Source organism: Streptococcus oralis (assembly GCF_003943395.1).
GTDB classification, from domain to species: Bacteria; Bacillota; Bacilli; order Lactobacillales; family Streptococcaceae; genus Streptococcus; species Streptococcus oralis_BF.
Genome location: NZ_RJPJ01000010.1, coordinates 31,776 through 44,775, shown reverse-complemented (window position 1 = coordinate 44,775; position 13,000 = coordinate 31,776). Strand labels below are relative to the sequence as shown.

Genomic DNA, 13,000 nt, shown 5'->3' with positions numbered 1-13,000 from the left:
ATACACTCTTAGATAGAAAATTCAGAAAATTGATTCTTTTGTCTTGAAAATTTTTGAAAAAATGGTATGATAGTAACAAGCTATTTTTAAGAGAAGAGAAAGGGGAACAATGGAGAAAATCAGTTTAGACTCTCCTAAGACGGGGTCGGATCTAGTTTTGGAAACACTTCGTGATTTAGGAATTGATACCATATTTGGTTATCCTGGTGGTGCAGTCTTACCTTTGTATGATGCGATATACAATTTTAAAGGTATTCGCCACATCTTAGGACGCCATGAGCAAGGTTGTTTGCACGAAGCTGAAGGATATGCCAAATCAACTGGAAAGTTGGGCGTTGCCGTCGTCACGAGTGGACCGGGAGCGACAAATGCCATTACAGGGATTGCAGATGCCATGAGCGATAGCGTTCCCCTTTTGGTCTTTACAGGTCAGGTTGCGCGAGCTGGAATTGGGAAGGATGCTTTTCAGGAGGCAGACATCGTGGGGATTACCATGCCCATTACCAAATACAATTACCAAGTTCGTGAGACAGCAGATATTCCCCGTATCATTACGGAAGCCGTGCATATCGCAACGACAGGTCGTCCAGGTCCTGTTGTGATTGACTTGCCAAAGGATGTATCAGCTCTAGAGACAGATTTCATCTATTCACCAGAGGTGAATTTACCAAGTTACCAACCGACGCTTGATCCGAATGACATGCAAATCAAGAAAATTTTGAAGCAATTGTCAAAAGCCAAGAAACCTGTTTTGCTAGCAGGCGGTGGTATCAGCTATGCGGAAGCTTCTAAGGAGCTCAATGAATTTGCTGAACGTTACCAAATTCCAGTAGTCACTAGTCTTTTGGGGCAAGGTACCATTGCAACAAGTCATCCGCTCTTCCTAGGGATGGGAGGCATGCACGGGTCTTTCGCAGCCAACATTGCAATGACTGAAGCAGACTTTATGATTAGTATTGGTTGCCGTTTCGATGACCGCTTGACGGGGAATCCTAAGACTTTTGCTAAAAATGCTAAGGTTGCCCATATCGACGTTGACCCAGCAGAAATTGGTAAGATTATCAGTGCAGATATTCCTGTAGTGGGGGATGCTAAGAAAGCCTTGCAGATGCTACTGGCAGAACCAACTGTTCATAACAATACTGAAAAGTGGATTGAAAAAGTTACCAAGGACAAGAATCGAGTTCGTTCTTATGATAAGAAAGAACGCGTGGTTCAACCACAGGCCGTTATTGAACGCATCGGTGAGTTGACGAATGGAGATGCTATTGTCGTTACTGACGTTGGCCAACACCAAATGTGGACAGCCCAGTATTATCCATATCAGAATGAACGTCAATTAGTCACATCTGGTGGCTTGGGGACCATGGGATTCGGAGTTCCTGCAGCTATAGGAGCCAAGATTGCCAATCCAGAAAAAGAAGTGGTTCTTTTTGTCGGTGATGGTGGTTTCCAAATGACCAACCAAGAACTAGCCATCCTAAACATCTACAAGGTACCCATTAAGGTCGTGATGCTGAATAACCACTCACTAGGAATGGTTCGTCAGTGGCAGGAATCCTTCTATGAAGGTAGAACTTCAGAGTCGGTCTTTGACGCTCTTCCTGACTTCCAGCTGATGGCACAGGCTTACGGAATCAAAAACTACAAGTTTGATAATCCAGAGACGATAGAAAAAGATCTAGAGGCTATTCTGGAGGATGTGCCGATGTTTATCGAGGTGGATATTTCTCGTAAGGAACAGGTCTTACCGATGGTACCAGCTGGTAAGAGCAATCATGAGATGTTGGGGGTGAAGTTCCATGCGTAGAATGTTAACGGCAAAACTACAAAATCGTTCAGGAGTCCTCAATCGCTTTACAGGTGTCCTTTCTCGTCGTCAGGTCAACATTGAGAGTATCTCAGTTGGTGCGACAGAGGATCCAAACGTTTCACGGATTACCATCATCATTGATGTAGCTTCTCATGATGAGGTCGAGCAAATCATCAAGCAACTCAACCGCCAGATCGATGTGATTCGCATTCGGGATATTACAGATAAACCTCACTTGGAAAGAGAAGTTATCTTGGTGAAGGTGTCTGCGCCTGCTGAAAAGCGTGCAGAAATCTTGGCTATTATTCAACCATTCCGTGCAACGGTGGTGGATGTGGCTCCAAGCTCGATTACGATTCAGATGACTGGAAATGCTGAGAAGAGTGAGGCACTCTTGCGAGTAATCCGTCCTTATGGAATTAGGAATATTGCTCGTACGGGAGCAACTGGATTTACCCGCGACTAATGCTCTTTGATTTTCATTGGGTATAAAAAAATAACTTAAATTTGTTAAACCAGCCTAAAAGGCAATAAAAATAGAAAAGAGAGAAAAACTATGGCAGTTCAAATGGAATACGAAAAAGATGTTAAAGTAGCAGCGCTTGACGGTAAAAAAATCGCCGTAATCGGTTATGGTTCACAAGGACATGCGCATGCGCAAAACTTGCGTGATTCAGGTCGTGATGTCATCATCGGTGTGCGTCCAGGTAAATCTTTTGACAAAGCAAAAGAAGATGGATTTGATACTTACACAGTAGCAGAAGCAACTAAATTGGCTGACGTTATCATGATTTTGGCGCCAGACGAAATCCAACAAGAATTGTATGAAGCAGAAATCGCTCCAAACTTGGAAGCTGGAAATGCAGTTGGATTTGCTCATGGTTTCAATATCCATTTTGAATTTATCAAAGTTCCTGCAGATGTAGATGTGTTCATGTGTGCTCCTAAAGGACCAGGACACTTGGTACGTCGTACTTACGAAGAAGGATTTGGTGTGCCAGCTCTTTACGCAGTTTACCAAGATGCAACAGGAAATGCTAAAAACATTGCTATGGACTGGTGTAAAGGTGTTGGGGCAGCTCGTGTTGGTTTGCTTGAAACAACTTATAAAGAAGAAACTGAAGAAGATTTGTTTGGTGAACAAGCCGTACTTTGTGGTGGTTTGACTGCCCTTATCGAAGCAGGATTTGAAGTCTTGACAGAAGCAGGCTATGCCCCAGAATTGGCTTACTTTGAAGTTCTTCATGAAATGAAATTGATCGTTGACTTGATTTATGAAGGTGGATTCAAGAAAATGCGTCAATCTATTTCAAATACTGCTGAGTACGGTGACTATGTATCAGGCCCACGTGTGATTACTGAGCAAGTTAAAGAAAACATGAAAGCTGTTTTGGCAGACATCCAAAATGGTACATTTGCAAATGACTTTGTAAATGACTACAAGGCTGGTCGTCCAAAACTCACTGCTTACCGTGAACAAGCAGCTAATCTTGAAATTGAAAAAGTTGGTGCTGAATTACGTAAAGCAATGCCTTTCGTTGGTAAAAACGATGACGATGCTTTCAAAATCTATAACTAATTCTTAGAATAAAAACAGAAGGCGAGTTGGGGGTACCTAACTCGTCTTTTATCTTGAACAGTATTTGAGGAGGAGACAATGCTAAGTGCAAAAGACGTGGTGAAAGCCCACAAAGTATTGAGTGGTGTAGTAGTCAATACACCACTGGAATATGATCATTATTTATCAGAAAAGTATGGAGCTAAGATCTATCTGAAAAAGGAGAATGCGCAAAGAGTTCGCTCTTTTAAAATTCGCGGAGCTTATTATGCCATTTCTCAACTGTCAAAAGAAGAACGTGAGCGTGGTGTAGTCTGTGCCTCTGCGGGAAATCATGCCCAAGGTGTCGCCTATACTTGTAAGGAGATGAAGATTCCTGCAACGATCTTTATGCCCATCACAACACCGCAACAAAAGATTGGGCAGGTTCGCTTTTTCGGTGGAGAGTTTGTGACAATCAAGTTGGTTGGGGATACCTTTGATGCTTCTGCTAAGGCAGCGCAAGAGTTTACGTTGTCAGAAAACCGTACCTTCATTGATCCTTTTGATGATATCCATGTTCAAGCTGGTCAAGGGACTGTGGCCTACGAAATTCTTGAAGAAGCCCGTAAAGAGTCTATTGATTTTGATACAGTACTAGTTCCGGTAGGTGGTGGCGGACTGATTGCAGGGGTTTCGACCTATATCAAAGAAACCAATCCCGCTATCGAAGTAATTGGTGTAGAAGCCAATGGTGCCCGTTCGATGAAAGCTGCCTTTGAGGCTGGAGGACCAGTTAAACTCAAAGAAATTGACAAATTTGCTGATGGAATAGCTGTGCAGAAAGTTGGGCAGTTGACTTATGAAGCAACTCGTCAGAATGTTGAAACTCTTATTGGAGTAGATGAGGGTTTGATTTCGGAGACCTTGATTGATCTTTATTCTAAGCAAGGAATTGTCGCCGAACCTGCTGGAGCGGCCAGCATTGCAGCCTTGGAAGTTCTATCAGACTATATCAAAGGCAAGACAATTTGCTGTATCATTTCTGGGGGAAATAACGATATTAACCGTATGCCAGAAATGGAAGAGCGTGCCTTGATTTACGATGGTATCAAGCATTACTTTGTAGTCAATTTCCCACAACGTCCAGGGGCTCTTCGAGAGTTTGTAAATGATATCTTGGGACCACATGATGATATCACTCGTTTTGAGTATATCAAACGGGCCAGCAAGGGGACAGGGCCAGTCTTGATTGGGATTGCTCTTGCTGATAAGCATGATTATGCTGGCTTGATTCATCGAATGGAGAAGTTTGACCCATCTTATATCAATCTGAACGGAAATGAGACCTTGTATAATATGCTAGTCTAAAATAAATTTGCTATCATATTATTTGCATAATGAATATGATGGTGCTATAATGATGGTGACGAAAGGGGGAGATTCCCATGGTTTTACATGTTTTACTTGTTCTATTTTTTCTAGTGCTGATTGCATCAATGATTATTATCAGCTCTGTATATGTTGTAAGGCAGCAGTCTGTCGCTATTATCGAGCGTTTTGGTAAATACCAAAAGTTGAGTAATAGTGGTATTCATGTACGAGCACCTTTTGGAATTGATAGAATTGCGGCCAGGGTGCAGTTGCGTCTATTGCAAAGTGAGATTGTCGTGGAAACAAAAACGCAGGATAACGTCTTTGTGACCATGAATGTGGCGACTCAGTATCGAGTGAATGAGAACAATGTCACAGATGCTTACTATAAACTAATGAGACCAGAAGCTCAAATCAAATCCTATATTGAGGATGCCTTGCGTTCGTCCGTACCTAAATTGACCTTGGATGAACTATTTGAGAAAAAAGATGAAATTGCATTAGAAGTTCAAAAGCAAGTAGCAGAAGAAATGTCTACATATGGTTACATCATTGTAAAAACACTGATTACGAAGGTTGAGCCTGACGCTGAAGTTAAACAATCAATGAATGAAATCAATGCTGCCCAACGTAAGAGAGTCGCTGCGCAAGAACTTGCAGAAGCAGATAAGATTAAGATTGTGACCGCAGCAGAAGCAGAGGCAGAAAAAGATCGCCTACACGGGGTAGGGATTGCAGAACAGCGTAAGGCTATTGTTGACGGACTTGCTGATTCTATTCAAGAATTAAAAGGAGCCAATGTTGAACTCACGGAAGCCCAGATTATGTCTATTCTATTAACAAATCAGTATTTGGATACTTTGAATAATTTCGCAGACAATAAGGGTAATAACACCATCTTCCTACCAGCAAATCCTGATGGGGTTGAAGATATACGAACAAGCATATTGTCAGCTTTAAAAGCTAAGTAATAGCAATTCATTATTTGTTTTCAATAAGTAGATGTTTTTTGGATAATCCTAAAAGAATGGATATATTTCAGTATCGTAAAGAACAAAATAGGAGAAGAACATGGCTAAATCAAACTTTGAAAAAGTAGAATCAGTTGTTGGCTGGGTTCGTGATAAGAAAATCACAGGTTACCGTATCTCTAAGGAAACAAATGCGCGTGAAATGTCAATTATTGCTTTGGCACAAGGTCGTGCAAAAGTGAAAAATATTTCATTTGAAACAGCCCTAGGCTTGATTGATTTTTATGACAAAAATCATGAAAAATTTGAAGATTAAACTAGGCTTACAGGCAGATTCTTAAAGTGGATCTGCCTTTTGTTTTGAAAAGAGTTAGTAAAAAGACTACATATTTTATGCAGTCTTTGTTTGTTATTTGAGATAGCGCTGAAGAAATTCTCGCGTTCGTTCTTCTTTAGGGTTCGTGAAGAGGTCTTCTGGCTTGCCTTCTTCGGCAATGACACCCTTATCCATAAAGATGACACGGTGTGAGACATCGCGGGCGAACTCCATTTCGTGGGTGACGACGATCATAGTCAGGCCTTCTTGAGCCAGGTCTTGCATGATTTTAAGGACTTCACCGACCATTTCTGGGTCAAGGGCAGATGTTGGTTCGTCGAAAAGGATGGCGTCAGGATTCATGGAGAGGGCGCGTGCGATGGCCACACGTTGCTTCTGGCCACCAGAGAGTTGTTTTGGTTTGGCTTGCCAATAGCGTTCTCCCATGCCAACTTTTTCAAGATTTTCTTTGGCAATTTTTTCAGCTTCAGAGCGTTCTCGTTTAAGGACAGTCGTTTGGGCGACGATCGTATTTTCGAGAACATCGAGGTTTTCAAAGAGATTGAAGGATTGAAAAACCATTCCGAGCTTTTCACGATAGTGAGTAAGGTCATAGCCTTTTGCAAGGACGTTTTCTCCTCGGTAGAGAATTTCCCCCTCAGTAGGTGTTTCAAGTAGATTGATAGAACGTAGGAAGGTTGATTTTCCGCTTCCTGAGCTCCCGATGATGGAGATAACCTCTCCTTTGTAGACTGACAGAGAGATGTCTTTTAAGACTTCGTTTTGTCCATAGGATTTTTTTAGGTGTTTGATTTCAAGGATTGGTTGTGTCATTATTTCAAGTCCTCCGTTTGCATTTGATTAGCACCTGTAGTGTAAGTATCCATGTCCATGCGTCTTTCGATGAAGCGTAGAATACGGGTCACTGTGAAGGTGAGGACAAAGTAAATCACGGCGATGATTGTAAATGTCTGGAAGTATTGATAAGTTTGGGTGGCCACAGTATTACCAGAGAAGTAGAGTTCTACCACAGAGATAACATTCAGTACAGAGGTATCTTTGATATTGATGACAAACTCATTACCAGTAGCAGGTAAGATATTGCGAACAACCTGAGGGAGGACAACCTTGCGCATGGTCTGATTATGGGTCATACCAAGAGCCGTTGCGGCTTCAAACTGTCCCTTGTCAACTGCTAGAATACCACCACGAACGATTTCTGTCATGTAGGCACCCGTATTGATTGAGACGATAAAGATAGCAGCCAGTGTGCGGTCAAGGTTGATACCGAAGGCTTGGGCAGTTCCATAGTAGATAACCATAGATTGAACAATCATCGGTGTACCACGGAAAATCTCAATATAGACATTAAGGATCCAGCCAAGTAGTTTTTGCAAGCCATAGATGGCCTTGTTTTCAGATAGAGGGGCTGTACGGAAGACTCCGATTGCAAGCCCGATAATAAGACCTGTAATGGTTCCGATAATGGAGATTAAGAGTGTGATACCAGCACCGCGCAGGAGTTGTTGCCAGTTTTCGGAAAGAATTTTAGCGACTTGACTAAAGAAGCTACTTTCTTCCTCAGTTGTTGTCGCCTCCACTGGTTGCTCTTTGATCATCCGATCCATGAGAGCTACTTGTTCGTCCTTAGAAATGGTTTCGATGCTGGCATTGATTTGGCTGATGCGACTATCGTCCTTGCGAAGACCAATGGCAATAGCTGTGTCTTCTTCTCCAGTTTCAAAGCCTTTGTCAAGCTGGACCATCTTGAATTTGGAGTTGGCGGATTCAGCGGTCAGGGCTTCAGGGCGTTCTGAAACATAGGCATCGATAACACCTGCTTCAAGTGCTTGGCGCATCTGAGCAAAATCCCCCATGGCTGTTTCTTTCTTGGCACCAGGGATTTGGGAAATCAAGTCATAAAGGTAAACGCCTTGTTGAGACGTGATTTTTGCTCCGCTAAAGTCGTTTAAAGATTTGGCGTTGGCATAGGTAGAGTCCTTTTTGACCAATAGAACAGGTTCACTGGTATAGTAACTGCTTGAAAAGGCAATTTCTTGTTTGCGTTCAGCCGTTGGGCTCATACCTGCAATGATCATATCGATTTTGCCAGAAGTAAGGGCTGGAACAAGTCCTTCCCACTTGGTTTTAACGACCAAAGGTTCCTTGCCTAGGTCTTTGGCAATCTTTTTAGCGATTTGGACATCGTAGCCATTGGCATATTGGTTGGTACCGTCAATTTTGACAGCCCCGTTACTATCATCGTCTTGGGTCCAGTTGAAGGGAGCGTAAGCTGCCTCCATCCCGATGCGTAAATATTCGTCAGCTTGGACCTGGCTAACTAATCCCAGTGTAAGGACTAGGCTAGCAAGGATAGATAAGCATAATTTTTTCATGTTTTCTCCTATTTCTAGTCTAAAAATGACTTCTCTCTATTGTATCGAAAAATAGTGAGATTTTCAATACAAGTAAGCCTTTACTTATAAAAAATGATATAATGATAGCAAAGATAAAAAGGGGGATTGTGTTGTGAAAAAGACTTTTTTCTTGCTTTTATTTAGCTTGTTTTGTATTTTACCACTCTCTGTTTTTGCGGTTGATTTCAAGATTCGCTCTTATCAAGGTGATTTGTATATTCATGCAGATAATACAGCAGAATTTAGGGAGAAAGTAGTCTATTATTTTGATGAAGACTTTAATGGACAACTAGTAGGACTTGGCCATGCGGGTAAGATGCCAAAGGGCTTTGAAATAGATTCCAGTCCGAAGATTCAGGTATGGAAGAATGCTGCTACCATTGAAAATGTCAATAGTGAAGTGATAGAAGAATCGGAAGGCTATACTGTAAAAGTGTATAATCCAGGCCAAGGGGGGGATACCGTTGAAGTGGTAATCACATGGCAACTAAAAAATCTCTTATTTCTATATGATGATATCGCGGAACTTAATTGGCAGCCCCTGACGGATAGTTCAGAACCTATCGAAAAATTTGAGTTTCGAGTAACGGGTTTTAATGGAGCAGAAAAATTGTTCTTTCATACAGGGAAACTCTTTACAGAGGGCAAGGTAGAAAAGATAGACGGTGATTATCGTGTTCATTTACAGAACCTACCTCGTCAGCGTGGGGTTGAATTGCATGCATATTGGCCTAGAAAAGATTTTGGAACAGCTTTGGATCAGGGATTGAAGGGCAATCGTTTAGCAGAATTTGAGAAAATAGAGGAATCCATTACTGCTGAAAAAGCTCAAAGCAAAGCTCTGATTACGTGGATCATCCCTTTGCTACTCTCGCTTTCTTTAGTCTTTAGTGTTATTTTATACTGCATTTATAGAAGAAAAACCTCCCCATCGAAGAAATATGCTAAAAATCACCGTTTCTATGAACCGCCAATGGACTTAGAACCGATGGTTTTATCGGAAGCTGTTTACTCCACTTCTTTAGAGGAAGTCAGCCCCTTAACCAAGGGAGGAGGGAAGTTCACCTTTGACCAACTCGTTCAGGCCACTTTATTGGATGTGATTGACCGTGGAAATGTTTCAATCATCTCAAATGGAGATGAGGTACGTTTAAAAGTCGTAAAAGAAAAAGGATTGGCAAGTTTTGAAAAAGATTGCCTTAATTTGGCCTTTTCAGGAAGAGAAGAAGTGCTTGTTTCAGATTTGTTTGCAGATTACCAAGTGTCAACTAGTCTTTACCAAGGCGCAAAAGCAGCTGATGAAAAACGGATTCAGAAAACGGGACGTAAGCTTAAGTCGTCTTTCGAGCAAGCACTGAAGCAGATGCAGGATGGGGTGAGAAAGCGGGTTTCCTCTTTGCAACTTCCAGATTATTATCGTCCACTGAGCAATGGAGAAAAAATCTTGCGATTGATGATAGGTGTCTCTACGCTTCTACCTGCTTTCGTTGGTTTTGGCTGGTTCTTGTATAGTTTGGATGCTCACGGGTACCTTTCTCTGCCACTTCCTATCCTTGGGTTTGTGAGCTTGATGTTAGCTGCCGTCTATTATTGGACGACCCGATTTGATACTCGTGATGGCGTTTTAAACGAAGAAGGACTAGAAGCATACTATCTCTGGACTAGTTTTGAAAACATGCTTCGCGATATTGCTCACCTAGATAAGGCAGAATTAGAGAGTATTGTTCTTTGGAATCGCCTCCTTGTCTATGCTACTTTATTTGGTTATGCGGACAAGGTGAGTCATTTGATGAAATCTCATCAGATTCAAGTTGAGAATCCAGATATCAATCTTTACGTAGCTTATGGCTGGCACAGTATGTTTTATCATTCTACTGCTCAAATGAGCCACTATGCTAGTATCGCAAACACAGCTAGCACCTACTCCGTATCTTCTGGAAGTGGAAGTTCTGGCGGGGAATTCTCAGGAGGTGGAGGCGGTGGTAGCATCGGCGCCTTCTAAAAAATCTATCGCAACATCCGAAATTATGTTATAATAGAGGACAGAAAAAGGAGTAATGCATGTATTTTATTGAAATTTTGAAGTCAATCTTTTTTGGGATTGTTGAAGGAATTACTGAATGGTTGCCAATTTCAAGTACAGGTCACTTGATTTTGGTTGAAGAATTTGTACAATACAAGGATCAAAATGAAGCCTTCATGTCTATGTTTAATGTTGTCATTCAGCTTGGTGCTATTTTAGCCGTTATGGTGATTTACTTTAACAAGCTCAATCCCTTCAAACCTGGTAAAACCAAGGTCGAAGTTCGTCGAACTTGGCAGTTATGGTCAAAAGTTTTCGTCGCAACCTTGCCTTTGCTATTGGTTTTTAAGTTGGATGATTGGTTTGATGCCAACTTCCACAACATGGTTTCAGTTGCCATTATGTTGATTATCTATGGAGTTGCCTTTATCTATCTTGAAAAACGAAATAAGGCGCAAGCTATTGAACCAACAGTGACAGAGCTAGACAAGTTGCCTTATAAAACAGCCCTTTACATCGGTCTTTTCCAAGTCCTTGCCCTTTTCCCAGGAACAAGTCGTTCAGGTGCCACTATCGTTGGTGGATTGTTGAATGGAACAAGTCGCTCTGTCGTAACGGAGTTTACCTTCTATCTCGGAATTCCTGTTATGTTTGGAGCTAGCGCTTTAAAGATTTTCAAATTTATTAAAGCCGGTCAACTTTTGAGTTTTGGTCAACTATTCTTGCTCTTGGTTGCTATGGGAGTAGCCTTTGCGGTCAGCATGGTTGCTATTCGTTTCTTGACCAGCTATGTGAAGAAGCACGACTTTACACTCTTTGGTAAATACCGTATTGTACTTGGTAGTGTCTTGTTGCTCTATAGTTTTGTGCGTTTATTTGTATAAGTTGAAAATAGAATAAAATAGGATAGTTCGCCAAAAAACATTTTGGGAGGAACTATCCTATTTTTATAATTATTTAGTTTATTTTTTATTACGTTATTCTGTCGTCTTGCCCTCTGTTTGACCAGGGTTTTAAACGTGAACTAAAAGATTGTATTTAATTTGATTGACTTAAAATTTCGTGGATTAAAGATTCATCAAAAATATCCAGTCCGATAGATTGAAGCATAAATTGTAAAAAATAAATCCGATCGACAATTTTTTCGGAAGAATTTTCAAAAATACTTCCTTCTACCCAAAAGTTAGTCAAAAGCAAGATTGTTTCGGCCGCTTCATTAGGGAAGGGGATGGGGGGGATGGACTGATCTTCTATTCCTTTTTTTATAATATCTGCAATAAGGGGAGTTCCTATACGCAGATTGTAACGGATAATAGTCAGCATGAACTCCGCATCAAGAGGCGCGTGATTCAACATTTCGTAGTTAGTTTTCTGACTTTTTAAACTAAACTGAAAGATTTCTTTGAGCTGTTCTCTTCCAGTTAAATGACTAGTGGATTCAAGCCAGTCTAGCAATTCCTTTTCCATCAATTGATAACGCTGTTTTAAAACTGCAAAAAGAATTTCATCTTTTGATTGAAAATGGTGATAAATGGCTCCTTTTGAAATACTAGCTGTTTGCGCTATGTTTTGTACACTTGTTTTTTCATAGCCGTTGTGAATAAAAAGCTGTGAAGCTGTTGATAAAATTTTTTCAATCATTGCTTGAGATTTTTCTGTTTTTGCGACCATTGAGTTCCTTCTCTCTGTTTTATTAAATTTATTTTATCAAAAAAAGAAGAAAAGGTAATATTTGAGCGTCTAACAAGCCTCCTTCTTAAGAAAACCACTCTACTTTTTTAATTTTGCTTCTATACGTTTGATGTGATACAAGTTTGAGAGAACTGAAATCCCACCAATGGTCATTATTCCTAAACCATTCCAAGGACTAAACAAAGTAGTGATGATCCCACCAGTGATTGTAGCATACCCACATTTCACTCCCAAACGAGAAAGTCGGATACCACTCTCTCCTTGTGATAATCGATCAAACAGTTTTATTTGCAGTTTTATTTGCTTTTGAATGGTTTCGTGATGGCGTATTTGTTGTTGACGTACTCGTTGATTTTGTTTTTCAACAGAATCGATTGTTTTTTCTAGCATAGTTTTTTTCATGTTAAGTCCTTTCTAAAAAACCGACCGGTTGGTACTTTTATATTTTCTAGTTTAACAAATAAAAATGAAGGTGTCAACCCCTACCACTTATGAGAAAAAGTTTTTTTTACTAGGAACTATTTGAAATTTATCTCACTGTTTTTTGTTTGAAGTGCTGGAATTAGTGCTCAATATAGTCCAAGTATAAGTTTGGAAATTTACCATTTCTTATAGACATTACTGTTTTTAGGAAAATGGGGAGGGAAATAAGGGAAAGAAGTTTCCTTGAATTAGGAATTTTTAGAGTCTAAAATGTGAATAAGGCTAATACGGCCCGCTGAATGCTGGTCAACAACTTAGGATAGTTCCTCGGACTGTTTTAGTGATTAGTTATCAAGTTCTAAGCAGTATTTCTAAAACAGAATGAGGCTGAAACACTTTTGTTCCAACCTCATTTGATTTAAATTAATGCCCCC

12 protein-coding genes are annotated in these 13,000 nt (G+C 40.7%); 8 read left to right on the top strand and 4 right to left on the bottom strand.

The features are described from left to right. Positions 1-109: 109 nt before the first annotated feature. The 6 genes from D8802_RS08260 to D8802_RS08235 all read left to right on the top strand — a co-directional run bounded on the left by D8802_RS08260 (position 110) and on the right by D8802_RS08235 (position 6,011). Positions 110-1,810, top strand: a complete 1,701-nt coding sequence (locus D8802_RS08260; RefSeq protein ID WP_125395489.1) for an acetolactate synthase large subunit — start codon at positions 110-112, stop codon at positions 1,808-1,810. Beyond that, positions 1,803-2,279 (top strand): acetolactate synthase small subunit, encoded by a 477-nt coding sequence (gene ilvN / locus D8802_RS08255; RefSeq protein WP_033689401.1) that lies wholly within the window; start codon positions 1,803-1,805, stop codon positions 2,277-2,279. Before D8802_RS08260 ends, ilvN begins: the two co-directional genes overlap by 8 nt. Before the next feature lie 90 nt (positions 2,280-2,369). Beyond that, entirely contained in the window at positions 2,370-3,392 is a 1,023-nt protein-coding gene (gene ilvC / locus D8802_RS08250) for a ketol-acid reductoisomerase (RefSeq protein ID WP_000290685.1), read from the top strand. A gap of 78 nt (positions 3,393-3,470) precedes the next feature. After that, complete coding sequence (gene ilvA / locus D8802_RS08245; protein WP_125395488.1) at positions 3,471-4,721, top strand: threonine ammonia-lyase IlvA; 1,251 nt, start codon at positions 3,471-3,473, stop codon at positions 4,719-4,721. A gap of 77 nt (positions 4,722-4,798) precedes the next feature. After that, positions 4,799-5,695 carry an SPFH domain-containing protein gene (locus D8802_RS08240; RefSeq protein WP_061454016.1) on the top strand — a complete coding sequence of 299 codons (897 nt, stop codon included), beginning with the start codon at positions 4,799-4,801 and terminating at the stop codon, positions 5,693-5,695. A gap of 100 nt (positions 5,696-5,795) precedes the next feature. Next, positions 5,796-6,011 (top strand): capsule biosynthesis transcriptional regulator, encoded by a 216-nt coding sequence (locus D8802_RS08235; RefSeq protein WP_001130035.1) that lies wholly within the window; start codon positions 5,796-5,798, stop codon positions 6,009-6,011. A 93-nt stretch (positions 6,012-6,104) separates the two neighbouring features. Here the strand turns inward: D8802_RS08235 and D8802_RS08230 are convergent, their stop codons facing one another. Together D8802_RS08230 and D8802_RS08225 are read right to left on the bottom strand one after the other, a co-directional pair. After that, entirely contained in the window at positions 6,105-6,845 is a 741-nt protein-coding gene (locus D8802_RS08230) for an amino acid ABC transporter ATP-binding protein (protein ID WP_125395487.1), read from the bottom strand. Beyond that, positions 6,845-8,407, bottom strand: coding sequence for an ABC transporter substrate-binding protein/permease (locus D8802_RS08225; protein ID WP_125395486.1), 1,563 nt, complete (start codon positions 8,405-8,407; stop codon positions 6,845-6,847). The genes D8802_RS08230 and D8802_RS08225 overlap by 1 nt, the downstream gene beginning before the upstream one ends. A 133-nt stretch (positions 8,408-8,540) precedes the next feature. Between D8802_RS08225 and D8802_RS08220 the strand changes: the two genes are divergently transcribed. Both D8802_RS08220 and D8802_RS08215 read left to right on the top strand, forming a co-directional pair. Continuing rightward, positions 8,541-10,430, top strand: a complete 1,890-nt coding sequence (locus tag D8802_RS08220; protein WP_125395485.1) for a DUF2207 domain-containing protein — start codon at positions 8,541-8,543, stop codon at positions 10,428-10,430. A gap of 59 nt (positions 10,431-10,489) precedes the next feature. Continuing rightward, positions 10,490-11,335: an undecaprenyl-diphosphate phosphatase gene (locus D8802_RS08215; protein WP_000273567.1), complete on the top strand. Its 846-nt coding sequence runs from the start codon at positions 10,490-10,492 to the stop codon at positions 11,333-11,335. A 154-nt stretch (positions 11,336-11,489) separates the two neighbouring features. Here D8802_RS08215 and D8802_RS08210 read toward each other — a convergent pair whose 3' ends face one another. Together D8802_RS08210 and D8802_RS08205 are read right to left on the bottom strand one after the other, a co-directional pair. Further along, positions 11,490-12,122: a TetR/AcrR family transcriptional regulator gene (locus D8802_RS08210; RefSeq protein ID WP_125395484.1), complete on the bottom strand. Its 633-nt coding sequence runs from the start codon at positions 12,120-12,122 to the stop codon at positions 11,490-11,492. Between the two features lie 99 nt (positions 12,123-12,221). Next, positions 12,222-12,533, bottom strand: coding sequence for a hypothetical protein (locus D8802_RS08205; RefSeq protein WP_260468417.1), 312 nt, complete (start codon positions 12,531-12,533; stop codon positions 12,222-12,224). Positions 12,534-13,000: the final 467 nt, after the last annotated feature.